This is a genomic window from Rubricoccus marinus (assembly GCF_002257665.1).
Taxonomy (GTDB): domain Bacteria; phylum Bacteroidota; class Rhodothermia; order Rhodothermales; family Rubricoccaceae; genus Rubricoccus; species Rubricoccus marinus.
Genome location: NZ_MQWB01000001.1, coordinates 470,797 through 494,401, shown reverse-complemented (window position 1 = coordinate 494,401; position 23,605 = coordinate 470,797). Strand labels below are relative to the sequence as shown.

Annotated in this window: 15 protein-coding genes; 5 read left to right on the top strand and 10 right to left on the bottom strand. The window is 70.6% G+C overall.

Going from position 1 to position 23,605, the window contains the following annotated elements:
• Positions 1-37 precede the first annotated feature (37 nt).
• The 3 genes from BSZ36_RS01865 to BSZ36_RS01855 all read right to left on the bottom strand — a co-directional run bounded on the left by BSZ36_RS01865 (position 38) and on the right by BSZ36_RS01855 (position 7,968).
• Positions 38-793 (bottom strand): ATP-binding cassette domain-containing protein, encoded by a 756-nt coding sequence (locus BSZ36_RS01865; protein ID WP_094545464.1) that lies wholly within the window; start codon positions 791-793, stop codon positions 38-40.
• 110 nt (positions 794-903) lie between these two features.
• A complete protein-coding gene (locus tag BSZ36_RS01860; protein WP_094545463.1) occupies positions 904-2,376 on the bottom strand; it encodes a DUF5687 family protein in 1,473 nt (490 codons plus the stop codon).
• 93 nt (positions 2,377-2,469) lie between these two features.
• On the bottom strand, positions 2,470-7,968 hold the full coding sequence (locus tag BSZ36_RS01855; protein ID WP_094545462.1) for a DUF7619 domain-containing protein: 5,499 nt from the start codon (positions 7,966-7,968) through the stop codon (positions 2,470-2,472).
• A 141-nt stretch (positions 7,969-8,109) separates the two neighbouring features.
• On the opposite strand from BSZ36_RS01855, the gene BSZ36_RS01850 reads away from it, so the two are divergent.
• Together BSZ36_RS01850 and BSZ36_RS01845 are read left to right on the top strand one after the other, a co-directional pair.
• The gene (locus BSZ36_RS01850) at positions 8,110-9,291 is read left to right on the top strand and encodes a CNNM domain-containing protein (RefSeq protein ID WP_218827522.1); all 1,182 of its coding nucleotides are present in this window, start codon (positions 8,110-8,112) and stop codon (positions 9,289-9,291) included.
• A gap of 58 nt (positions 9,292-9,349) precedes the next feature.
• Entirely contained in the window at positions 9,350-10,843 is a 1,494-nt protein-coding gene (locus BSZ36_RS01845) for a UDP-N-acetylmuramate--L-alanine ligase (protein WP_094545461.1), read from the top strand.
• 218 nt (positions 10,844-11,061) lie between these two features.
• Here the strand turns inward: BSZ36_RS01845 and BSZ36_RS01840 are convergent, their stop codons facing one another.
• Both BSZ36_RS01840 and BSZ36_RS01835 read right to left on the bottom strand, forming a co-directional pair.
• Positions 11,062-11,946: a hypothetical protein gene (locus BSZ36_RS01840; protein WP_094545460.1), complete on the bottom strand. Its 885-nt coding sequence runs from the start codon at positions 11,944-11,946 to the stop codon at positions 11,062-11,064.
• Positions 11,947-12,008: 62 nt separating this feature from the next.
• Entirely contained in the window at positions 12,009-12,452 is a 444-nt protein-coding gene (locus BSZ36_RS01835; RefSeq protein ID WP_094545459.1) for a CBS domain-containing protein, read from the bottom strand.
• 99 nt (positions 12,453-12,551) lie between these two features.
• On the opposite strand from BSZ36_RS01835, the gene BSZ36_RS01830 reads away from it, so the two are divergent.
• Positions 12,552-13,319 carry a helical backbone metal receptor gene (locus tag BSZ36_RS01830; protein ID WP_094545458.1) on the top strand — a complete coding sequence of 256 codons (768 nt, stop codon included), beginning with the start codon at positions 12,552-12,554 and terminating at the stop codon, positions 13,317-13,319.
• Positions 13,316-14,545 carry a CaiB/BaiF CoA transferase family protein gene (locus BSZ36_RS01825; RefSeq protein WP_094545457.1) on the top strand — a complete coding sequence of 410 codons (1,230 nt, stop codon included), beginning with the start codon at positions 13,316-13,318 and terminating at the stop codon, positions 14,543-14,545. The genes BSZ36_RS01830 and BSZ36_RS01825 overlap by 4 nt, the downstream gene beginning before the upstream one ends.
• Positions 14,546-14,581: 36 nt before the next feature.
• Here the strand turns inward: BSZ36_RS01825 and BSZ36_RS01820 are convergent, their stop codons facing one another.
• From BSZ36_RS01820 to argS, 5 genes are all read right to left on the bottom strand, one after another.
• Entirely contained in the window at positions 14,582-15,697 is a 1,116-nt protein-coding gene (locus tag BSZ36_RS01820; protein WP_179270968.1) for a saccharopine dehydrogenase family protein, read from the bottom strand.
• A 137-nt stretch (positions 15,698-15,834) separates the two neighbouring features.
• Complete coding sequence (locus BSZ36_RS01815; protein ID WP_094545455.1) at positions 15,835-16,434, bottom strand: hypothetical protein; 600 nt, start codon at positions 16,432-16,434, stop codon at positions 15,835-15,837.
• A 131-nt stretch (positions 16,435-16,565) separates the two neighbouring features.
• Complete coding sequence (locus tag BSZ36_RS01810) at positions 16,566-17,549, bottom strand: Rossmann-like and DUF2520 domain-containing protein (protein WP_094545454.1); 984 nt, start codon at positions 17,547-17,549, stop codon at positions 16,566-16,568.
• 6 nt (positions 17,550-17,555) lie between these two features.
• Positions 17,556-18,335: an AmmeMemoRadiSam system protein B gene (gene amrB, locus BSZ36_RS01805; protein WP_094545453.1), complete on the bottom strand. Its 780-nt coding sequence runs from the start codon at positions 18,333-18,335 to the stop codon at positions 17,556-17,558.
• Positions 18,336-18,804: 469 nt separating this feature from the next.
• On the bottom strand, positions 18,805-20,577 hold the full coding sequence (gene argS, locus BSZ36_RS01800; RefSeq protein ID WP_094545452.1) for an arginine--tRNA ligase: 1,773 nt from the start codon (positions 20,575-20,577) through the stop codon (positions 18,805-18,807).
• A gap of 381 nt (positions 20,578-20,958) precedes the next feature.
• Between argS and BSZ36_RS01795 the strand changes: the two genes are divergently transcribed.
• Entirely contained in the window at positions 20,959-23,598 is a 2,640-nt protein-coding gene (locus tag BSZ36_RS01795; protein WP_094545451.1) for a M36 family metallopeptidase, read from the top strand.
• Positions 23,599-23,605: the final 7 nt, after the last annotated feature.

Here is a 23,605-nt window from a genome sequence, read left to right as displayed (position 1 = left end):
TCTATCTCTACACATCGAGATTCCGGCGCCAAACGGATCAAGCCCCGGAGGGGCCGGCCTCTGGCGCCGGGCCGTGTCCGCCAGAGGCGAAGAAGGACCGCAGCTCGCGCAGCGTGTGGGGCGAGGCGGGCGTGTCGCGCACGAGGCGCCCGTCGGCGAGCACGAGCACGCGCGTGGCGATGCCGATCACGTGGTCGAGGTCGTGGCTGGAGACGAGGACCGTCGCGCCTCTGGCGGAGAGCCGGTCGGCGCCAGAGGCCTCGCGCGTGATGAGGGTCTCCAGCGCGATCCGCGCGCCGGGATCGAGGTTGGCGAACGGCTCGTCGAGCAGGATCAGGTCCAGCTCCGGCAAGAGGGCGCCCACGATGCCCACCTTGGCCGCGTTGCCGAGCGAGAGGTCGCGGATCAACGCGCCGTCCAGCGCCGCGCCGAGAAAGTCCGCGAAGCGCGCCAGCCGCGCGTCGGCCTCTGGCGCCGAGACGCCGTAGCTCCCCGCGACGAGGCGGAAGTACTCCTGCGGCCGGAGGAAGTCCACGAGAAAGCTGGAATCCAGGAACGCGCCCGTCCGCCGCTTCCACGTTTCGTCCGCGCCGCCGACGCGCACGCCGTCCAGATCGACGTGGCCCGTTGTGGGTCGGATGAGGTCGAGCGCGAGCCGGAGCAGGGTCGTCTTGCCCGCCCCGTTGTTGCCGACGAGCGCGATCCGCTCGCCCTCGCCGATCTCCAGCGAGTCCAGCGCGAGCGCCGTCGACTCGCCGTAGCGCTTGGAGAGGCGGGAGGCGGAGAGGGTCATTCGGGGACTGGAGAGTGGGTACTGAGGACGAGGCGGAGAGAGCCGAGGTTCACGTCCGCCTCTGGCGCCAGAGGCGAGCGCTACGGTTGGAAGTCTTCACGGCTCCCGCGTCACAGCGCGCCTCGGAAGCGGGCCGAGATGACGTGCCTCTGGCGCCGGATGCGGCGCGCGAGGGCCCGGAGCCAGAGCGGCGCGAGCGCGATGCCAGCAGTCCCGAGCAGCGCCGCGACGGCCGGCCCCCACGTCGGGCCTGCCAGCGCGAGCAGCCCGCCCACGAGCACTGCCGTACCGCCGACCGCGAACTGCGCTCCGAACGACTGCGCCTTGTAGTTGAACGCGAGCCGCTCCGAGACGTCGACCGGCTTCGGGCCCAGCGTGGAGCCCCACAGCGCCGAGGGCGCGAGCACCCCGAGGCTGAACAAGATGGACACGCCGATCAGCCAGACCGAGCCCGGCGCGAGGATCAGAACCGGGATCACCTGCAACGCGCCGATCCCGAGCGTCCCGAGTACGACCGTCCCCGCCGCCGCGCGCACGAACCGCTCGATCCCGCCGGGGAGCGTCAGCAGCCGGTCGAAGTAGCCACTAGCGAAGGGCAGCGCGTACTGACCGAGCGAGCCCGCGAGCGCGCCCGTCGAGAACACGAGCACGAGCGACGACGTGAACAGCCCCCCAGTAAAGCCCCCGCTGTCTGGGATCAGCACGAGCACGGTCAGACCCAGGCTCACCAACACGGCGTTGACCGCGATGCCGCGCGGGAACGTCGTCCGGCGCAGGAGCACGCCGTTGAGGTCCAGCCAGTCCCGCACGCCGCCGCGCGCGAAGCCGCTGGCGCCAGAGGCCTTCTTCCTCTTGCGCTGCGAGCGGTGGTCCAGGTACAGCGACGCCACCAGCCCGCGGTAGGCCGCCGCGCCTATCGCCGCGAGGAGAACGCCCAGGACCGCCAGAGGCCAGAGCGCGCCCGCGCGGACGCTCGCGAGCAGGCCGCCCGCCGCGAGGTCCAGCAACGCCACGGCGCCCACGGTCCCGGCCACGCCCAAAACCGTCGCCAGAGGCCGCGCGCCAGACTGCGTTTTCCACACCACGAACAGGAAATGCGAGAGCGCGACCAGCAGCACCGCCGCCACGCCCACGCCCCACGCTGCGCCAGCAGCGGACGCCGAATCGGGACCGCCCGAGGCCATCTGCACCGCCCGGACCGCGAACGGCAGCATAAACGCCAGAGGCGCAAGGTTGAGCGGCGTCGGCAGCGAACGCGCGAGCACGCCCGAGGCGACGCGGCGGCGCGAGACCGGCAGCAGCAGGAACGCCGTCGCCCCTCGCGTGGGCACCTCCTGGAACACGAACCGGACGCCCATCAGCACGGCCAGCGCCGGCAGAAACCACGTCTCCACCAGTCCCACCGCGTCGGCCTCTGGCGAGACCACGCCCACCAAGTCCGGCCACACGAAGCCGATGATGAGCGCCGAGGCGATGGCGTAGAGCGCGCCCGCGCCTTTGACGAGCGCGAGCGCGATGCGCCCGCCGAGGTAGGGCGCGCGCCAGAACGCGAGCGACTGGAGCCGAAGAAGCGAGAGGAACACAGCGCCGTGGTGGGGCCCCAAGGTATCGGCCCTCGGCGGCCCCACGTTAGCCCGTCGGCCTCTGGCGAACCCTCACCCGCCAGAGGCCGGCCCTCACCGCACGACCGTCAGGCGCTGGTGCCGCACCTCGTCGCCCGCTCGGAGCTCCACCACGTACACACCCGAGGCCACCGACGGCGACCACTCCGCCGCGTGCCATCCCGCCGCGCTCTCGCCCGAGGCCAGCGTGGCCACCTCACGGCCAAGCGCGTCCAGCACGCGCATGCTCACGGCTGTGCTCGTTGGCACGCCAAAGCGGAGCCGCACGAGGCCTCTGGCGGGGTTGGGGCGTGGCGCCTCCAGCGTCAGCGCCAGAGGCCCGGTGGGGGTCTCTTCGCCTGCAACGGCGATCATCGTCGTCGCCTCGGCCTCGGTCTTCGCGCCTTCGATGTTGCCCACGAAGTCGATGCCTAGCGTGTAGAACCCGTACGTGCTTCCGGGCTCCAGTTCCACCTCGAACTCCGGGGCCTCGGAGACCGCTATCTGCAGGAAGTCCCCGCCGTCCTGCGAGGCGTAAAGCGCGTAGATGTTGACCCCGCTGCCGGAGTCATCGCCAGAGGCCGTGATCCGGACCGGACTCTCCACCACTGCGCCCAGCGGGTCCGCGCTCGTCATCGGCGCGGTGGTGTCCACGGTGTTCGTCCACACTGGCGTTACGATGGGCGCGTTGACATCAAAGACGATCTCGGCCCCGTTGGAGACTGCTGTCCCCGTTGGAAGCGCAGGGTGGGTGCGCACAGAGAACGTCACGCTCCCTTCCCCCTCCGGCTGGGTGGTATTGGGCGGGAGGAACCCGACCGTGCCGTCCTCAGGAAGGTCGCCTGTGGATGGGTCAAGCGTGGTGAAGCGCCACGTCGCGCGGCCCGTCGTGGGATCGAGCCCGGCAGTGATAAGCAGCGTGGCCTGCAGCCCCGGGGAGAGATCGACCTCGGCCTCGAAAGCCTGAGCGCCCGGCGGCGGGATGACGACGCCAGAGGTGCCCCAGCGAATGGGCCCGAGCGAGAAGGTGGAAAGGTCGAAAACGCTTGCATCGAGGGTGTCCACAACCACGACTTCCTGGGCGGGGAAGGTGGCGGTGTCGATGTTCTCGAAGCGGATGGTGTACGGCGTCGTGGCGCGAGCGGGATCGTAGAACCGCTGCCCGCCTGCGCCGACGGGGCCGAGCTTGTCGTTGGGGTCAAACGAGCCGCCTAGCTTGCCGCCGCCGATGCCGCCACCCGGGCCGCCGTTGGGGCCGGCCGGGCCGCCGGATCCGCCGCCGCCGGGTGGGCTGCCAGGTGGGCTGCCGGGCGGACCGTTTGGCGGGTTCGGCCCGCACTCCTCTGGCGGGAGGATATCGCGGTCGCAGAGGATCTGGCGAGACTTCAGTCCATACGCCCGAACCGTCCACATCGCGGTGATGCCACCTGCGATGATGGCCGCGATGGCCGCGGTGCTGTAGCCCGCTGCAATGGCCGCCTCTTGGAACAGGGGGCTAATCAGAAATCCTCCCAGGTTGTCGACGCTCGTCTGCTCGCTCGGCTGGATGTCTGTGTTGTAATAAGAGTTGAACCGGCCGGCGGTGTCGTACTCGTCGAAGATCTGGTCGTCGGTGTAGTCCGAGATCGGCTTGTCGCGGTCCCACCGCGGGTTCGGGCCTCTGTTGCGTATCAGAGCCGTGCTGCTTTCGCCAGAGGCCAGGAAGTCCGGGAGTTCCCCGCTCTCGGGCGTGAACTCGATCTCGGAGAACACTCCGAATCCGCCCCAGAGCAGCCCGTAATTGTACGGGATGTCCTCGCCGTCGAAGTCCCCGCTCCACGTGACCGGGTTGAGGGCCTCTGGCGGGTAGAGCTCGTAGGCGATGCCCATGCCGTCGCCGATCCCGAGCGGGGCGACGTTCTTGAGTTGGACGCGGAACGACCCCGTGGAGCGCGCAGGGAGCTTCTTGAACCACATCGGAACCACTTGCGACTGGCCCACGGCCGTCAGCGAGGGCTCCTGCTCACTCGCGGGGAGGCCGGTGAGATCGTTGACCCCCTCCAGGAAGCGGTACTCGGTGTCCGGCGTGATGCGGAGGACGAGACCCACGTCGTAAATGTCGGCGTCGGAATCGTTGCCGAGGAATAGGGTGTAGGTGCTCCAACGGCCGCTGCGCGGGGCCGAGGTCCCAGCGATGTCCGCCCAAACCTCCACGCGGCGAGGGACCTCGACGATCTCGAAGGCGCCCGCGAGCGTAGCGGCCTCGCCGCCCTCCTCCACAACCACGTCGTAGGCACCGGGCGCAAGGCCTGCCACGTCGAACTCGGCGCTGACGCCCGCCCCGCCCGTCGCCGCCGAGACGAAGGAGGCCGTGACGGACGCGCCGCCGCGCTGCAGCCGGACCGTCGCCGCGTCGCTGAAGCCAGAGCCGAAGACGGTCGGGGTGACCGTCCCCGTGTTGGCGCCTCTGGCGGGGGCGACGCCGTCGAGCGTGAGCGCGTCCACCGACGGCCCGTCGGTGATGACGACGCCAGCCTCGGCGAAGCCCGGGAGGGGAGTCGCATCGCCGCCGTCCACGACGCGGAAGACCACAGCCTCCGGCCCCTCCGTCGTGCGCGCGTCGCGGCGGGGGAAGAGCGTCACGGCCGTCTCGGTCGTGTTGGGCAGCGCGCGGATGGTGCCGCGCGAGACGGAGAGCGTGTAGTCCTCAAACAGCGTGGCCTGCCCATCCAGTTCGTACTCGATCGTAAACGGGGTGTCGAAGCGGGGGTGCGAGAGGAGGAACGCGACCGGCGCCCCCCCCTCACGTACCTCCGCCACCGGCGCGCTCACCGCCACGCCAGAGGCCGCCCGCAGAACCACGGCGCCAGGATTTGACGCGTCCACCACAAACGTGACCTCTGGCGGCCCGCCGATTACCTCGATGGAGGAGAAGTCGCCCTGCGTCAGGTTGTTGCGAAGATCGCGGATGATGGTCCACGACTCGCCCGCGGTGGGCGTGTATCCGTCCTGCACACGCACGACGAGCGTGCCGCCGAGCGTGACCGTCTGCTCGGTGTTGATGAGGTCGCCGGTCCCGTCCGGCCCCACGTCGATCACAAGACGGGCGTCGCCTTCAGAATCGCTCAGGCGGAGGTTCCCGTCGTGGTTGACGGCGACGATCTCGGCGCCGGGGACACCGGGACTGAAGGTGCCTTGGAGAAACTGGGTGGTATAAATGCTCGCGCTGTCCTGCGCTGCGAGGGTGAGCCGCACGCCCGCTCCGTAGTTGGCCGGGTTCTCGTCGCTGAGGAAGAGGCGCCCGTTGAGCGTCCGCAGTTCGGAGCCGGGCGCGCTCCGTAGGTAGCCGCCAAAGCTTGTGCTGCTGCCTTCTGTCTTGAGTACGAGGAACTCGTTGGTAAACGTGCCGCCAGAGGCGTCTCCTCTGATGCTGCCGCCGCCGGCGAAGATGGCCGTGCCGGTGTTGCGCGCGGTTGCGCCCTCGTTCAACCGAAGCGTCGTACGGACGATCAGTTCCCCCTCGTTGAGCAGGCTCGCGCCCTGCATCCAGAGCCCGTTGTTCGATATGGTCGCGCGGCCGGTGTTGGTGAACGCGCCCTGGAGGAACGTGGCTTGCCCGCTGCCTGGCGTAAACACGATGCCGTTACCGCCCACGTCCAGGGTGGTAGTGCCCGCCCCCGAGGTAAACGTGCCGCCCGAGGTGAACAGCAACGCTCCCTCGGAGCTGCCGGAGAACGTACCCACGAGGGTGAACTCCGAGCTGTACATCCACAGGTCGAGGTCTTCTGCCACCGCTACGACGGCGTCCTCCCACGTGCCGCCGCCCTGGAAGAAGAGGTCCGCGGCCTCTGCTGATACGCTGGCGTTTTCTACGTCAACGGGAACAGAGATCGTTGACCGCGCCGACGTGCGCTGATCGAGAGTGCTGATCAGGTCTCCGCGGTTGACGACCCGGCCGCTGCCCTCACCCGGCGTGATGCCGCCGCCGTCTACAAATCGGAACGTGGCGCCTCTGGCGTTGACGATCTGCGCGCCGGAAAGCAGCCGGACGTTGGTGCTGGCGTCGAACCGTGCCTCGTTGAGGAGCGTGGTGCCGTCCAGCCAGAGGCCGTTGCCATCCGCCGTGAGGAGGCCCGTGTTGAGGAACGCGCCGCCCGCGCTCCGGAAGAACGCGGTCTGCCCGCTGCCAGGCGAAACCGTGAGGCCCGTTCCTCCTACGTCCAGGGTGACGCCGTCCGCGACCGCCACGAACGTGCCGCCAGAGGTGAGCAGGAGTTCGCCCGCGATGTCGCCCGCGAGGGTGCCGCCCACCTCGAACGCGCCGCCGACGCCTCCCCCGTTGCTGGACGTGAGCCAGAGCGAGCTGCCCTCGCTCACCTCGAACGTGACATCGCGGAGCGAGCCGCCGCTCAGTTGCAGGCGTTCCGCGTCGGTGACGGCTACGGTCGCCCCGTCGAGAAACGAGGGCACAGTGATAGAAGCCCGCCCTCCCGACGCGGCCTCGATCCGCCCGGTCCCCCGGACTGCGCCGCCGGCCACGCCACCCGAGATCCCTCCCCCGTTCGCCAGTTCGATCCGGCCAGAGGCCTGGTTGTTCAGCGTCGCGGCTTCTTCCAGCCGCATCCCCGTCCGGATGGTCATCCGGCCCTCGTTGCGAAGCGTCGCGTTGTTGAGCCAGAGGCCGTTGCCCTGCGCCGTGAGCCGCCCTTTGTTGATGAACGTGCCGCCCGCGCTGCGCAAGTACGTGGTTCTGCCACTGCCAGGCGAGACCTCGATTCCCGCACCGCCCACGTCGAACGTGGCGCCGCCCACGCCTGCTGAGAGGGTGACGCCGCTGCTGAACTGGACCTGTCCGGCGGGGCTGCCTCCAAGCGTCCCGGTGACCTCATAGGCCCCGCTCGTAAACCACAGGTAGCCCCCTTCGGGCACGTCGAACGTGCCGCCGGTCCACGTTCCTCCTGTCGAGAAGTCCACGCGGCCGGCGGTCACGGCGATCGTTCCGCCCGCGAGGTCCAGGCCGCTCCGGACGTTCACGCCGCGTGGCGTCTCGCCCTCCGCGTCGAAGAGCAGCGTCCCTCGGACGATGATCCGCGAGGGGTCGTCCGCCGAAAAGGAGCCCATGGACACCGAGTTGATGCCGGTGCGGACGCGGAGCGTGCCGCCAGAGGCCACGTCCACGGTCCCGCCTTGCGTGAGGAGCCCCGAGCCGTTGCGGTGGACAAGCGTGCCCTCCACGGTGAGCGTGCCGGTGATGTCGCGCAGGCCTGACGTGCCGATCTCAACGCGGCCTCTGGCGCCGATGGTGCCGCCGCCGAGCGACGTGAACGTCCGGTCCAAGACCAGCGTCTGCTGACCGCTGCCGCCCCCGACGACGAGCCCGGCGAGGGCCTGATCGCGGTCTAGCGTGACGGTGTACGTCCCGTTCCGCGTGATGCAGGCCGTGTCCGAGGCGCCTGGCGCGCCGTTGCTCCAGTTGGCGTCCCCAGACCACGCGCCAGAGGCGGCGGTCCACGAGGTGGTGCAGGTTTGAGCGTCGGCGCCCGAGGCGAAGGCGCCGGCGAGCAGCGCGAGGGCGAAGCAGAAAGCGCGAGTCATGCGTGTGGAGTCTGGGGTGACCACAGATCGCATTCCCGCGCCGGATCGGCTCACGCCCCACACAAATCGCAGCGGCCTCTGGCGCCAGAGGCGGACCCGACGGGCAGCGCGCGCGTACCCGGGAGTCACCCCGCTTCCACCATGCTCCTGTTCCTCGTCCCCGGCGGCGCCGTCGGTACCGGCTCCGGCTCGCTGACCCTGCTCATCCTCTACATCGCGCTCGCCATCGGCGTGAGCTTTCTGTGCTCGGTCCTGGAGGCCGTGCTGCTGAGCGTGAGCCCGGCCTACATCGGCAACCTCTCGGCGACGAAGCCCAAGGCCGCCGAGCGCCTCAAGGGCCTCAAGGCCGACGTGGAGCGGCCTCTGGCGGCGATCCTGAGCCTTAACACGGTCGCGCACACGATCGGCGCGGCCGGCGCCGGCGCCGAGGCGGCGGCCTACTTCGGCAACGAGGCCATCGGCATCTTCTCCGCCGTCCTCACGCTGGGCATCCTCGTGCTCTCGGAGATCATCCCCAAGACGCTCGGCGCAGTCTACTGGCGCGGCCTCGCGCCGCTGGTCAGCCGCGTGCTGCCGTGGCTGATCTGGATCACGATCCCGCTCGTGTGGCTCTCGCAGGGCATCACCAAGCTCATCGCCAGAGGCGAGAAGGAGGGCTCGGTCTCGCGCGAGGAGATCGCCGCGCTCGCGCAGATCGGGCACGAAGAGGGCGTCTTCGACAAGTCCGAGAGCCGCATCCTCGCCAGCCTCTTGCGCTTTAACGAGCTCAAAGCGCGCGACGTGATGACGCCGCGGACCGTCACGGTCGCCTTCGACGAGAGCACGCCTCTGGCGACCGTCGCGGAGCAGAAGACGTTTTCGCGGCTGCCGCTCTACACCGGCTCGATGGACAACGTCACCGGCTACGTCCTCCGCGACGAGGTCCTCGCGGCCGTCGCCGGAGGCGAGGGCGAGGTGCCGGCCTCGTCGCTCCGCCGCGACGTGCTCTCGGTCGCGCACGACCTCCCGCTGCCGCAGGTCTTCGAGCAACTCCTGGACCGCCAGGAGCACCTCGCCGTCGTCGTCGGCGAGTACGGCGGGACGGCCGGCGTGGTCACCGTCGAGGACGTGATCGAGACGCTGCTCGATGTGGAGATCGTCGACGAGGTGGACACCGACCACGACATGCAGGCCGCCGCTCGCGAGCGCTGGGAGTCCCGCGCGCGCAAGCTGGGCCTCTCGCCAGAGGCCGCGGAGAAGGCCTCCAAGCAGGTCGCAAGCGAGAAAAAAGCCGTCGTGGAGCTGGGCCTCACCGGCGGCGTTCCGCCGGTGGACGAGGCGTAGCCTCTGGCGCCAGGGGCGGGCGCTGCCGGTACCTTCCCGGCTCCCCTTTATCCGCCTCATGCGCCGCCTCGAAGACTTCGCCGATGCCGACCTCCGCGTCTTCGCGCGGCCCCCGCTCCCGCCGCCAGAGGCCATCCGGAAGGTGTACCTCATCGGCATCTGCGGGAAAGGCATGGGCGCCCTCGCCGAGCTCTTGGCGGAGGCCGGCTACGAGGTGCGCGGAAGCGACGAGGCGGCCTACCCGCCCATGAGCACGCGCTTGGCCGCCAGAGGCATCCGGGTGGACGAAGGCTACAGCGCGGCGCACATCAGCGGCTGGGCGGACCTGGTCGTCGTCGGCAACGCGGCCACGCCGACGCACCCGGAGGCCGCGGCGGCGCGCGAGCAGAACGTCGTGCAGGCGTCGCTGCCCGAAACGCTCGCGCACCTCTTCCTGCGCCAGAGGCGCCCGGCGGTCGTGGCCGGCACGCACGGCAAGACGACCACGACGGGGCTCCTCACGCACGTGCTCCGCGAGGCGGGGCTGGACCCCGGCTTCCTCGTCGGCGGGGTCATGGTGGGCGAGGAGACCACGAGCGGGCTGGGGACGGGCGAGGTGTTCGCCATCGAGGGCGACGAGTACGACGCGGCGTACTTCGACAAGCGCCCCAAGATGATCCTCTACCAGCCGTACCGCGCGATTGTGACGAGCCTGGAGTTCGACCACGCCGACATCTACCGCGACTGGGAGGAGTACAAGCGCGCCTTCCACGCCTTCGTCGCGCTCCCGCCGCCGGACGGCCTGCTCGTCCTCAACGGCGAGGACGCCGAGGTCCGCAAGCTGGCCAAGCGGACGTGGGCGCGCGTGCGGCTCTACGGCGAGGAAGGCCGCGAGGCCTCTGGCGTGACGTTCCACGTCGCCGCGCGGGACCTCACGCCGGTCGAGGGCGGGCAGGCGTTTACACTTGTCGTGCATGGCGAGCCCGTCGCCGACGTGCGCCTGCCGATGGGCGGCCGCTACAACGCGCTCAACGCCCTGGCCGTCGCGGCCGTCGCGATCGACGCCGGCGCGACGCCAGAGGCCGTGGCGCGCGGGCTGGGATCGTTTGGCGGCATGAAGCGGCGGCAGGAGGTCATCGCCGAGGAAGCGGGCGTGCTCGTCGTGGACGACTTCGCGCACCACCCAACGGCCGTCAGCGCGACGGTCCAGGGCGTGCGCGAGCGGTGGCCGGGGCGCCGCGTCGTCGCCGTCTTCGAGCCGCGCAGCAACTCCTCGCGCCGCAAGGCCTTCGAGGCTCCGTACGCCGAGGCCCTCGCGACGGCCGACGCGCTGTTCCTCTCCACGCCGCCACTCCGCCACAACGACGACCCCGCGGATTTCCTCGACGCCGAAGCGGTCGCCTCTGGCGTCGGCGCCAGCGGCACCTCGGCGCGCGCCTTCGCCAGCGCCGACGACCTCCTGCCGGAGCTAGTAGAAGCGTTGCGTCCCGGCGACCTCGCGCTCGTCATGTCCAACGGCTCCTTTGACGGCCTCCCGCGCCGCCTGGCCGCGGCGCTCGCGCCAGAGGCCTGAGCCTCTGGCGACAGGGTTTAGTCTCTCTCGCCACGTCCCCATCGCCGGACCTCCGCACCGGCGTCATCGGTGTCATCGCGAGCGAAGCGCGGCGATCCTGCGGCGCCGAGCACGGACCCGCCAGATCGCCGCGTCGCACGCTCCTCGCGATGACACCGGCTGGAAGGCCTCTAAGCCGGGAACCGGCCCACCCATCCAGAGCCTCTGGCGCCAGAGGCTCAGCTTTCGTCGCCCTCCGCCTCTGGCGCACGGAACGGGGGCACGAGGCTCGGTGGGGCTTCCAGCAGGAGATAGAGCGCCTGCCGCTCCCGGGCGTACGCCTCGATCTCCGTCTGCTCGCACGCGAGGCTCCGCGAGGGTGCGGGCGGCCCGCCGTTTCCGGCCGTGCCGACCTGATACGAGAGGATCGCGAGGTCCACGCGGCGGGAGTCCTCAGCGTGGAGGTCGCGGAGGGCGTGGACGCGCCAGCCCTCCCGCGGCCCCCACAGGATGTAGTTGAGCCGGCCGTTGATGCTCCGGAGCGTCTCGTACCGCTGGCGCGCGAGCAGCGACGCCGTGTAGTGCGTCAGCGCGGACGCGGCGAGCGCGTGCGCCGGGGACTGCCCCAGGTCCACCTCGCCAGAGGCCGCACGTAAGCTGTCCAGCTCCGCCTCTTGCGGGTCCAGCGCCAGCGCGCGGATGGCGGCGGCGGCGACCACGGGACGGCTGAAGTCCGCCGCGCGGCGCGCGAACGCCTCGCGTGGCGCCCCGAGGCCGCTGGCGGCCCGGAACGCGTAAAAGGCGTGGTCCTGCTGGCGGATCAGCGCATCCAGGTCCCCATCCACGCCGGCCTGCCCGTCTGCGAGGGCGAGGAGCGGCGCGACGAACGCCCCGTCGCCAGAGGCCGCGATGCGGTCGCTGAGGTCCTCCAGTCGGTACGGCGGCGCGGGCTCGGCCAGGAGCGCGAGGGCCTCTGGCGCCGAGACGTCGCGCGGGTCCAGGTAGCACGGGCCGCCGTCGCCGCAGGCGATGTAGGCGCAGTCCGAGGGGTCGGCGAAGGTGAACGCCTCCTGGGCCTGGGCGGCGCCAGAGGCGAGCAGGAGGAAAACGGCGAGACGCAGCATGGGACGGGGAAGATCGGGGGTCCCAACGCGCGTGTGGCGCCAGAGGTGCGTGAAGCCGGGCGCTACCCGGTGTACCCGCCCGCGACGAAGCGCTTGAGCTCATCAGCCTCGCCTCTGGCGGCCTCGGCCTGGGCGCGCACGCAGTCGCCGATGGAGACCACGCCGACGAGGCGCCCGGCGTGCAGAACGGGCAGGTGGCGGATCTTCCGCTCGGTCATCGTCGCGAGGCAGGCGTCCACGCGCGTCTCAGGCGTAACGGTGACGAGGTCGGTCGTCATGACCTCCTCGACGCGCGTCTCGCGAGACGTGCGGCCCTCTAGCGCGATCTGCCGGAGGTAATCCCGCTCGGTAAAGATGCCCCGCACGTCGTCTCCGTCGGCCGCGATGATGGCGCCGACGTTGTGCTCCACCATCCGCCCGATGGCTTCGAACACCGTAGCCTCGGGGTAGATGGAGACAACCCCGCCGCCTTTGTGCGTGAGCATGGAGGAGACCGTGATAGACATGGCACTTCAGGCTGGTGACCCCTCACGATACGGCGCAGCCTCCGCGCATCCGAGCGGGGCCTCTGGCGCCAGAGGCGCCCGCACCCGGTAGCTTGCCCCATGGCCGCGCAGCGCATCGTCTCCCTCGTCCCCAGCCTCACCGAACTCCTGGCCGACCTCGGCCTGGACGACGAAGTCGTCGGCCTCACGCGGTTCTGCGTCCACCCCGCAGACTGGAAAGCGCGCAAAACCATCGTTGGCGGAACGAAAAACGTGGACCCCGAGCGGGTGCGGCCTCTGGCGCCGGACGTGGTGCTGGCAAGCAAGGAGGAAAACGTGCGCGAGCAGGTCGAAGCCATCGGGACGTTCGCGCCGGTCCACCTGACTGACATCGCGACCGTAGACGGGGCGCTGGACGAGATCCGCCGCATCGGCGTCCTCGTCGGCCGCGCGCCAGAGGCGGAGAAGTGGGCAGCGGACATCGCGAGCGCGTTCTCCTCTCTCGCGCCAGAAGCCGAGCCAGCGAGAGGCCACGCCCCTCCGCCCTCCACCCGTGCGCTGTACCTCATCTGGCGCGAGCCGTGGATGACGGTCGGCGGCGACACGTACATCTCGGACGTGATGGCGCGCGGCGGCTTCGCCAACGTCTGCGCCGACCAGACGCGCTACCCCGTCCTCACGCCAGAGGCCATCACGGCGCTCGCGCCCGACGTGGTCATGCTCTCTTCCGAGCCTTACCCATTCGCCCAGAAGCACATCGCCGAGCTTCAGCCTCTGGCGCCGGAGGCGGAGATCGTGCTCGTAGACGGCGAGGCGTTCTCGTGGTACGGCAGCCGCATGCGCACCGCGCCCGATGCCCTGCACGCGCTCCGCCAGAGCCTCGCATGATGGACGTGCTCAAGGGGATCCGCGTGGTCGAGCTCGCGGGCGTGCTCGCGGGCCCCAGCGCAGGGCAGCTATTCGCAGAACTCGGCGCCGAGGTCATCAAAGTCGAGAACGCGCGCACGGCCGGGGACGTGACGCGGACGTGGCGCCTGCCCGGCGAGGCGCCAGAGTCAGGTACGGCGCCAGAGGCCTCTGGCGAGAGCACGGCCGACGACCGCACGGCGTACTTCAGCGCCGCCAACTGGGGCAAGCGCTCGGTCGCGCTGGACCTCACCCAGCGCGGCGGCCGCGAGGCGCTGGCGCTCCTCCTCGACGCCGCCGACGTCGTCCTCACCGCTTACAAGCCCGGCGACGCCGAGCGGCTGGGCATCGCGGGCCTCTGGCGCCAGAGGCCGGACCTCATCGTCGCGGAGCTGACCGGCTACGGACCGGACGACCTGCGCGCGGGCTACGACGCCGTGGTGCAGGCCGAAAGCGGGTTCATGTACCTCAACGGCCCGCCAGAGGCCGAGCCGACCAAGCTGCCCGTCGCGCTGATGGACGTGCTGGCGGCGCACCAGATCAAAGAGGGCGTCCTCGCGGCGCTGTTTCGGCGCGAGCGGACCGGCACGGGCGCGCGCATCCAGGTCTCGCTGCTCGGCGCCGCGCTCGGCGCGCTTGCCAACCAGGGCACGGCGTGGCTCCAGGCCGGGCACGAGCCGCGCCGGATGGGCTCGGCGCACCCGCAGATCGCGCCCTACGGCACGCTCTACCCCACCCTCACCGGCCCCGTCGTCCTCGCCGTCGGAACGGATCGGCAGTTCGCGGCGCTTTGCGAGGTTCTGGACCTGCCTCTGGCACGTGACCCGCGTTTTGCGACGAATCCGGCGCGCGTCCAGCACCGCGACGCGCTCGAAAAGGCCTTGGTGGCGGCGACCTCCACCCGGGAGCGCGAGGCGCTGCTGGCGGCGCTCCACGCCCGTTCCGTCCCCGCGGGCGCCGTGCGGCGCGTCTCGGACGCGTTCCAGGCGCCAGAGGCGGAGCGAGTGGTGCTGCGCGAGGGGCCGCTGGCGGGACTGCGGCAGGCCGCGTTTAGGCTTGATGGGATGGCCTCTGGCGAGGGGCTAGCGCCCCCTCCGATGTACGCCGACGGCACTCTGGCCGTGCTCTCAGAGCATGGCGCCTCGCCAGAGGCCCTCGCGCGCTGGATCGCCTCCGGCGCGGTCGTGGACCGCTCCGAGTTCGAGTAGATCAGCGCGTGCACGCCTCGCTTTTCGCGCCAGAGGCTAGCGGTAGACGCGTCCGACGAACGCGCCGTTGAGGAACGCGTCGGGGTCGAGGTCCATCTGGAGAACGGCGCCCTTGTGACTACCGGCAAGGAGCACCTTGGCGGACTCTGCCAGGCCCGCGGCGGTCGTCGCCTGGATCGCCCGCATCCGGCCGTTCGGCGTGTCCACCGGGTCGATGACGAAGCTTCTGGCGATGCGGCGGCGGCGGCCGTCTTCGTCGGCGCCTTCCACGCTCGCGTACACAATCACCACGTCGTCCTCCTCCATCGGGATTTCCCGCTCCATGCGGGCCTGGAGCATGTCGGGGTCGCGGCCGGTCTCGTACATCATCTCCTCCACCCACGCGTAGTGGCCGGGGTAGCGGAGCGTTTTGTAGTCCAGCGTCTTGATTTTGCCCGCGAAGTGCTGCGGCATGTCGGCCGCGCCGCCCGAGGTGAGGTCGTCCTCGTAGGTGACGCCCTGGATCACGATCTGGCCGCGTTCCGAGAGCGCGTCCACCTCCTGCACCTGCCCGCCGCGGAGCACGATCGCGGGCTTGACGTACTCCGTCGCGACGCCGATGGGGCTCCACGTGAAGCCGTAGTGGTGCGGGCCGCTGGCGTGGCGCGTGAGCGCGCCCACCTTCATCTCCACGGCGACGACGGTCCCGCCAGAGGCCTCGAATCGCCGGATAAGCTGGTGCGCGAGGACGTTCACCGTTCCGGGCGCGAGGCCGGTCTGGAGCAGGAACGCCGTTTCGGCGCCCTCGGCCATCTCCATGATCGCGTTCGTCTCCGCGACGTACTCGGTCAGGTTCGCGTAGTGGCACCCGGCGTCCATCGCCAGCTTGGCAACCGTTGGCGCGAGGCTGCCCGGCAGGCAGTCCAGCACAACCGCCGACGCCTCCAGCGCCGCCGCCAGAGGCCCGGTCGGGTTCGCCGAGATCGCCTGGGGGACGGGCACCAGCCGGTCCGAGTCTCCCACAAACCGGAGCGCCCGCGAGAGCTGGTCTGCGTTCGCGTCCGCGATGTACACCCGGTTTACGGGGACATCCGCCCACTCCAGGAGCATAAAGGCCGTGGCCTCGCCGATGCCGCCGGCACCCGCGATGAGAATGGAAGGGGCGTCGGACATGGAGGGTCGGGCAACGGGGAAACGAGAAGCGCGAACGTACCCGTCCGAGGCCATACGGAGCAACCGTGAACCGTGAAGCCCCCGTGCCTCTGGCGCCAGAGGCCCTGTCCCTACGTCCCGAAAAGCGCCGGGCTTCCCTAGTCCACCAGCCGCTCGATGTCCGCCAGCAGCGTGTCGCGCGAGTGGCGGAGCATGGAGGCCACCTCGGCGCCGAGTTCGCGGGCGGCGGAGCCCTGCGGCTGCGCCTCAGCGAGGGCGTCGAGGTGCGTGGCGGTCTCGCCCAGCGCCTCTACGGCGCGGGCGGTCGAGACGAACCAGCCGCTGCCACCGCAGGCCTCAGGCTGGAGCGACGTGCGCGCGGCTTCGCGGACGGCCTGCGCCGCGTCGGCGAGGCGTTGGCGCGTGGGCCGCACGAGGCCTCGGAGCGCGGCGCTCAGCGAGGGCGCCCCGGTGCGGAGGCAGCGCGCCTCATCGGCGATGCCGGTGTAGAGGGCCTCTCGCGTGGCGATCAGGTTCTCCGCGATACCGTGGGCGTGCTCTTGCTGCGCGAGGCACAGCGCCGAGGACTCCGCCGCGCGGACGGTGGCGATAAGGCGGCCAAGCGCGTCGTGCGTGGCAGCCAGCAAGCTCTGAAAAGCGGCGCCAGACTCGCGAGCGAGGCTTCGCGCGGCGAGCGCCGAGACCCCATCCGGGGTCGGGAGTGCGGCCGAGGCCGCCAGAGTCGTTTTCGGGTCCATACACAGGCGGGTCGCCAGAGGCTAGCCGCGCGGGTCGCACATCGGTGAGACACAAGGTATCCCACGTTTCGTCTTTCGTTCCATCCCTCACTGCGGATCCACCCTCCCGACACGATCCGTTCGCCCCCTCCTCACCCCGCCTCCACAGGCGGAGGAACGGGCGGTCGGTCCGGGCCTCTAGCGTCGCCGGCGCGGTTGGGCAGCGGCGTGGTCACCATGCGCTGGAGCAACGAGAGCACGTCATCGGCGCGGTCCGGGTCCAGGCGCCCCGAGCGGACCGCGAGGCGGACGGTTTCAACGCTGAGCGCCGCGTAGGCCGGCACGAGGTGCGGGAGGTGCTGGCGCAGCGCGAGCCCGTGCTGGCGCAACGTGTGGATGTCGCCGCGTACGACGGGGCCGGTCAGCGCCTCCTCCGGGCCTCTGGCGCCGAGGTTATCGAGCGTGCCGCGCAAGAGGGGTTCGAGCATGGCGATGCCCTCGCGGCGGTCGATGTCCAGCGAGGCGAGGACCTCTTGCACCATGCCGAGCAGCGTCACGAGGAAGTTGGACGCCATCGTAGCCGCGAGGTGGTAGCGCGGCTTGGCCTCGGCCGGAATCACGATGTAGCGCAGCCCGAGTCCCACGGCCAACTCGATGCCGGCAGCGACGCCTCGCGGCGCGCCTTCAAGCCCGATGTACGCCCCGTCCAGCGTCGACGCGTCGGACTGGCGCGTGATGGCCTGGAGCGGGTGAAACGAGAGCACCGCGGCGCCCTCGGCCTCTAGCGGCGCGAGCGCCTCGGATTGAATCGCGCCCGACGTGTGCGCCACGACGATCTCGGACCAGTTCCGGCGTACGCCGGTCAAGAGCTCGCCCACGTCCTCGATCTGGTCGTCGCCGACGCAGAGCAGCACGAGAGCGACGCCCTCGGGCACGTCCTCCAGGCGGTCCGACGAAACGGGCGCGCCGACGGCCCGCGCCAGCGCATCTGCGCCAGAGGCCGTGCGGCTGATCACGGCCCGGATGGGGAAGCCGCGGTCAGACAAGCGGAGCGCGAACGCCCGGCCTACGGCGCCCGCGCCGATAATGGCGACGGGCGGGCGAGGCTCGCGGAAGGCCGAGGCGAAGACGTCCATACGGGTTTACTCGCGCGTGAGGGCGATGGCGATGGCGCCCGGGGCGCCGTTCTCGTCGGGCTCGCTGAGCGCGAGGATGGTGGCCTTGTTGGCGCCGCGAGCCTGCGCGGCAAGAAGCGTCACGATGAGGGACCCCATGCCTTCCACCTTCACCTTCTCGCTGCCGAGAAGGTGCATGAGCTCCGACGTGTTGAAGGTCTCAATGGCGTCGCGCAGCGCGTCCAACGCACCGTCCTCGGCGCCAACGACGTCGGACGAGCCCACGAGCAGCGACCGGTGGCCGTAGAGCACCTCGCCGACGGCGTGGCCGAGCTCGCGGCAGAACGCCGGGCTCTCCTCCCCCATCACGATGGGGACGGCCTTGAAGTCGCCCTCCAGCACGCGCTGGAGAAACGGCAGCTGCACGTCGGCACCTTCGGTGTGGTAGTGGCCGGTGTCGTCCACGAAGATGTCGTCGTCCTCGTCGCACAGCTCGTGCCGGAGGCGGTCGTCGATCGCGACGGGGCCGAGCGGCGTGGTGTAGGTGTCGGCCTGGCAGATGGAGAGCCGTCCGAAGTCGCCGGTGTGGCTGGGTGAGACGAGGATGACGCTCTCCATTGAGCGGCCTTTGGCGTACGCGTAGGCGGCCGCAGCGGCGGTCCCGCCCGCGAGGCGGTTGGAGTCGGGGACGACGAGGGCGATCAGGTCGGCCTCTGGCGCGGGGGCAGCGTTGGCGAGGAGGGAGTCGAGGGTCTGGCCGAGGGGGCCGGCTTGCGTCGGGTAGACGGCGCGCTGTGCGAGGCTCATCGAGGAGATCCGGGCGTGGGAGGAGCGGGCCTTCCGGAGCGGGAGGCCTGAAGGGGCCCCAACGCGGGTGCCGCCGCCGAGGTGCCCGGGCCGGGAGATGAGCGGAAAAGGTCGGGTATCGGAGCGAGACACATCAAGAGCGCCACACGGAAAGCTGTGTAGACACCTCGCGCGGGTGTTGCACGGCGCCAGAGGCGGACAGGGCGTGACGGGAGGACTCCCAAAAGCAGTGCCACGCTCGGCTTCTGGCGCCAGAGGCTCGGCGCCGAACCATTCCGAGAGTCCCCAAGGCCGCCCCGCCTGGATGGCGGTCGGCCTGTCCTCCTTGGCAAAGGGGACAGCGTTTCGATCAGAGGAAGCAAAGCGGGGGGCAGCCACCCCTCACCGCAGACCCCAAACGCGCCTCTGGCGCCAGAAGCCGCGCCGCTCTACCAGTCCCCTTTCCCTAGTTCCGCGCCAGCGCCGCCGATTACATCTCCTCTGGTGCCGAGAGGCCGAGAATGGACAGCCCATTCTTAAGAACCGTTTTCGTCGCCATCGCGAGGGCCAAGCGCGCGCCCGCGATGTCGGCGGGTTCACCGAGGATGTGGCAGTCGCGGTAGAAGCGGTTGAACAGTGTTGCGACCTCGCGGAGGTACGTCGCCAAGCGGTGCGGGCCCATGGCCTCGGCGGCGCCGCGGATCTCGTCCGGGAACTGAAGCAGGCCCTTGGTGAGGTCGACGGCGCTCTCGTGCGTAAGCGTGGAGAGGTCCGCGCCAGAGGCCGTGATGCCGGCCTCCGTAGCCTTGTCGATGATGCTCGCGATGCGCGCGTGGGCGTACTGGAGGTAGAAAACGGGGTTTTTCTCCGCCGTCTCGGTCGCCTGATCCAGGTCGAACTCCAGGTGCGTGTTGGGCGAGCGCATGAGGAAGAAGTAGCGCACCACGTCGGCGCCGGCGTCCTCGCTCGCCTCGCGGCCGGGCTCGGCCTGGGCGGCGAGCGCGGCGTTGACCTCGTCCATCAGGTCGTCCAGCGTGACGTAGTTGGCCTTGCGGGTGCTCATCTTCACCGGCTGCCCGCTCCGCACGAGCGTGACGAACTGGTAGATGAGCACGTCGATCTTCTCCGCCGCCTCGTCGCCGGCGAGCGCGCGCACGCCGCGGATCACGTCGGGGACCGTCGCGATGTGGTCGGCGCCGAACACGTCCACGATGCGCTCATAGCCTCTGGCGAGCTTGTCCAGGTGGTAGGCGATGTCCGGGAGCCGGTACGTCGGCTCGCCAGAGGCCTTGATGAGGACGGTGTCCTGCGCCTTGGTCTCGCCGTCGCGCGTGACGGTTTTGCCCAGCTTGCCCGTCGCGAACCACGTGGCGTCGTCCTTCTCGTAGGCGAGGTCCTGCGCCTTGAGCTTCTCCACCACGTCCCAGACCGCGTTGTTGTCGTAGACGGTCTGCTCGGTGAAGTAGCTGTCCATGTGGATCGACATGCGCTCCAGCGTGGCCTTGATCTCGGCGAAGACGGCGTCGCGGGCGGCGTCGCGGAACGGCTCCTCCGTCTCGGCGCTCATGAGCGCGTCGCCTCTGGCGTCGAAGAGCGCGCGCGCCACGTCGGTGATGTAGGCGCCGCGGTAGCCCTCGTCGGGGAAGCTCGCCGGCACGACGGTCCCGTCCTCCAGCGTCTTCTGCGTCGCCTCGGGGTCCACGATCTGCTGGTAGCGCGCGCGCACGCTCTCGCCGAGCACGCGCATCTGGCGCCCGGCGTCGTTGAAGTAGTACTCGCGCGTGACGTCCCAGCCGGTCCACGTCAGCAGCGTCGCCACGGTGTCGCCCAGGACCGCATTGCGGCCGTGGCCGACCGTCAGCGGGCCGGTCGGGTTGGCGGAGACGAACTCCACGATGGCGGTCTTGCCCGCGCCGTCCTCGGTCCGCCCGTAGTCGTCGCCAGAGGCGAGGATGTCCGCCAGGCCGTCGGTCAGGTACGCCTTTGCAAGGCGGACGTTGATAAAGCCCGGCCCGGCGATCTCGACGGCCGCAACCTGCTTAGGATCGGCGTTGAGATTCGCGACGAGCGCCTCGGCGATCTGGCGCGGCGCGCGGCGCAGCGGCTTGGCGAGCTTCATCGCGACGTTTGTCGCGAGGTCGCCGTGGTCAGGGTTGCCGGGCACCTCGAAGTCCACCTCGACCGTCTCGGGGTCGAAGTCGGCGGGGAGGTCGGGGAGCTGCGCGAGAGCGTCGCGGAACAGGCGGGCGAGGGTGTCTTCCATCGGGGCGCGGACTGGAGCGCGGGTGTCGGGCGCGCAAGCTAGCCCGCCAGAGGCGCCGGCCTGGGCTCGCGGCCTCTGGCGCCCCCTGCGTTGTCCGATTCTTTACCGCGGCGCGGGCCGCTCCTCTCCTGCGGCTCGGCTCCCCGCGTTCGTTCAAGAGGGGCGGAGAGGTGGCGACGAGTGAGGCAGATCGCGAACGCACCGCCGGCCGCCTCAGGGCCGTAGCGGCACGCCTCGGTGCGGAATCGCAACGCCTCTGGCGCCCGACCGGACGGAGACGGGCCGCGTGATCCGGAGCGGCGGGTAGGATAAGAGGGCCTATATGGTGGCGATTCTTCCGAGGCGGGGCTTTCTTGGCCCTCCCCTGCACCCCCTTGGTTTATGCGCCTCCGCTACGCGCTTTTCGCCCTGCTCGCCCTCGGACTCTCCGCGCCGATCCTCGCTCAGGAGTCCGCCGCCGTCCTCGCCGCCCGTCAGCACGTCCAAGCCTCCGCCGCCGACGCGTTTAGCGGCTCGGACCTCGCTGACCTCCACGTGTCGGACAGCCACTTCGACCGGCGCACAGGTGCCACGTACGTCTACCTCGCGCAACGCCACGCGGGCATCGAGGTCTGGGGCGCCATCGCGCCCGCGGCCGTTCTCGCCAGCGGCAAGGTCCACGCCGTCCGCCCGCGCTACGCGTCCAACCTCGCGGCCCGCGCCAACGCCACCGAGCCGAGCCTGGCCTCTGGCGCCGCGTCCGCGCTCGCGGTGGCGCACGTCCGGGCGTCCACGCCGGCCCCCGTCGGGCCGATGTGGCTCAGCGATGAGCCCGGCGAGACGATCCCAACGCCAGAGGCGACGGCCTACGAAGCGACTGAGCCCCACCTCGTCTACCAGCCAACCGCCGACGGCGCGCTCCGCCTCGCGTGGGCGATGACGCTCCACGCCACCAACGGCTCGCAGATGTGGGCCGTCCGCGTGGACGCCCTGACCGGCTCCGTCCTCGCCACCGACGACCTCGTCGCTCGCGATCAGTGGCCGGCAGCGCACGGCTCGGGCGCCGAGGTGGCCCCGGTCTCGCGCGCGCCTCTGGCGCCAGAGGCCAGCCTCGGCATGGTGGCGGGCGGGAGCTACCGCGTGGTCGCGTGGCCTGCCGAGAGCCCCAACCACGGCAGCTACGAGCTCGTCGCCAAGCCCGCCGACGCGACGGCGTCGGAGTTGGGCTGGCACGACACCGGCTCGCAGCAGTTCACCACCACCCGCGGCAACAATGTCTGGGCCTACCTCGACCGCGACGACACCAGCGCGCCGACCGCCAGCGGCCAGCCCGAGGGCGGCGCCTCGCTCGTCTTCGACTTCGCCTACGACTTCAACGCCGAGCCCGTGGACAACGTGGACGCGGCGGTGACCAACCTCTTCTACTGGGGCAACGTCTTCCACGACATCACCTACCAGTACGGCTTCGACGAGGCCGCCGGCAACTTCCAAGTCAACAACTTCGGCCGCGGCGGCGCCGGTGGGGACGCGGCGCGCCTGGAAACGCAGAGCGGGGCGGACACCTGCCAGTCGACGAGCCCGTGCCTCAACAACGCCAACTTCGCGACGCCCTCGGACGGTAGCCCCGGGCGGATGCAGATGTACGAGTGGTCCGGCACCGTCTTCGAGGTCACCGCCCCTGCGGGCGTGGCACGCACCTACCCGAGCGCCGCAGCCTCCTTCGGCCCTGAGCGGCTCGCCTCCGGCCTCCTCGTCACCGTCGTGGACGCGAACGGCATCCCCGGGCGCGGCTGCACGGTGGGGTCCATCGCGAACGCGGCGGCGCTGGCGGGCAACATCGCGTTTATCGAACGCGGCGATTGCAACTTCATCGACAAGGCCCGCAGCGCCGAGGCCGCTGGCGCCATCGCGGCCGTGGTCTACAACAACGACCGGAAAGGAGCGGGCGAGACCGGCAGCCCTGAAGACCTCGTCAACATGGGCCTCCCCGCGGGGGGCGTCGACGATGTCGGCATTCCCTCGTCGTTCGTGCAGAACAGCACGGGCACCCTCCTTCGGTCCACGGCTGGCGTGCAGGTAAACGTCGGGCCTCGAATCCGGCGCGATAGCGGGCTCGATTCGGGCGTGGTCATCCACGAGTTCGGGCACGGGCTTTCCAACCGGCTCACCGGCGGCGCCAGCCGCGCGGGATGCCTCGGCAACCAGGAGCAGATGGGCGAGGGCTGGAGCGACTACTACGGCCTCCTCCTCACCATGCAGACCGGCGAGGACATCCCGAGGGGCATCGGGACATACCTGGAGTACGAGGGCACGGACGGAGGGGGCATCCGCCCGGCACCGTACACCCGGGACTTCGCCGTCAACCCGCTCACCTACCAGAGCGTGATCTCGGGAGCCGGAACTACGCTCTCGATCCCCCACGGCGTCGGTAGCGTCTGGGCAACAGTTCTGTGGGACATGACGCTCGACCTCGTGGACCGGTACGGCTTCGACACCGACGCCTACGACGCCGACGGCGGCGCGGGCAACCAGGTCGCACTCAACCTCGTCACGCAGGGGCTCAAGCTCCAGCCGTGCAGCCCGGGCTTCGTGGACGGCCGCGACGCCATCCTCGCGGCCGACGAACTGCTCTACAGCGGCGCCAACAGCGACCTCATCTGGGCCGCATTCGCCCGCCGCGGGCTGGGCGTCAACGCCAGCCAGGGCCTCTCCTCGAGCGCGACGGATGGCACGGCGGACTTCAGCCTCCCCGTCGCTGCGGAAGCCTCGCCGAACGCCTCTGGCGCCGTCTTGTCGGTTACCGGCGCCAACCCCTCTCGGAGCGGGACCACGCTCGCGCTCACGCTCGCCTCGCCAGAGGCCGTGACGGTGGAGGTCGTGGACCTGCTCGGCCGGAGCGTGCGCACGGTGCACGAGGGGCCTCTGGCGGCGTCGGTCCACTCGCTCGCGCTGGACACGTCGGGTCTCGCGTCGGGCGTGTACGTCGTGCGCGCGCAGGGCGAGACGTTCTCCGCCACGCAGCGCATCACGGTCGTGCGCTAAGCCCAAA

Excerpts from the sequence above, each read along its gene's own strand:
- BSZ36_RS01865 (WP_094545464.1), bottom strand. The coding sequence starts at position 793 with ATGACCCTCTCCGCCTCCCGCCTCTCCAAGCGCTACGGCGAGTCGACG.
- BSZ36_RS01855 (WP_094545462.1), bottom strand. The coding sequence starts at position 7,968 with ATGACTCGCGCTTTCTGCTTCGCCCTCGCGCTGCTCGCCGGCGCCTTC.
- BSZ36_RS01850 (WP_218827522.1), top strand. The coding sequence starts at position 8,110 with ATGCTCCTGTTCCTCGTCCCCGGCGGCGCCGTCGGTACCGGCTCCGGC.
- BSZ36_RS01845 (WP_094545461.1), top strand. The coding sequence starts at position 9,350 with ATGCGCCGCCTCGAAGACTTCGCCGATGCCGACCTCCGCGTCTTCGCG.
- BSZ36_RS01840 (WP_094545460.1), bottom strand. The coding sequence starts at position 11,946 with ATGCTGCGTCTCGCCGTTTTCCTCCTGCTCGCCTCTGGCGCCGCCCAG.
- BSZ36_RS01835 (WP_094545459.1), bottom strand. The coding sequence starts at position 12,452 with ATGTCTATCACGGTCTCCTCCATGCTCACGCACAAAGGCGGCGGGGTT.
- BSZ36_RS01830 (WP_094545458.1), top strand. The coding sequence starts at position 12,552 with ATGGCCGCGCAGCGCATCGTCTCCCTCGTCCCCAGCCTCACCGAACTC.
- BSZ36_RS01825 (WP_094545457.1), top strand. The coding sequence starts at position 13,316 with ATGATGGACGTGCTCAAGGGGATCCGCGTGGTCGAGCTCGCGGGCGTG.
- BSZ36_RS01820 (WP_179270968.1), bottom strand. The coding sequence starts at position 15,697 with ATGTCCGACGCCCCTTCCATTCTCATCGCGGGTGCCGGCGGCATCGGC.
- BSZ36_RS01815 (WP_094545455.1), bottom strand. The coding sequence starts at position 16,434 with ATGGACCCGAAAACGACTCTGGCGGCCTCGGCCGCACTCCCGACCCCG.
- BSZ36_RS01810 (WP_094545454.1), bottom strand. The coding sequence starts at position 17,549 with ATGGACGTCTTCGCCTCGGCCTTCCGCGAGCCTCGCCCGCCCGTCGCC.
- amrB (WP_094545453.1), bottom strand. The coding sequence starts at position 18,335 with ATGAGCCTCGCACAGCGCGCCGTCTACCCGACGCAAGCCGGCCCCCTC.
- argS (WP_094545452.1), bottom strand. The coding sequence starts at position 20,577 with ATGGAAGACACCCTCGCCCGCCTGTTCCGCGACGCTCTCGCGCAGCTC.
- BSZ36_RS01795 (WP_094545451.1), top strand. The coding sequence starts at position 20,959 with ATGCGCCTCCGCTACGCGCTTTTCGCCCTGCTCGCCCTCGGACTCTCC.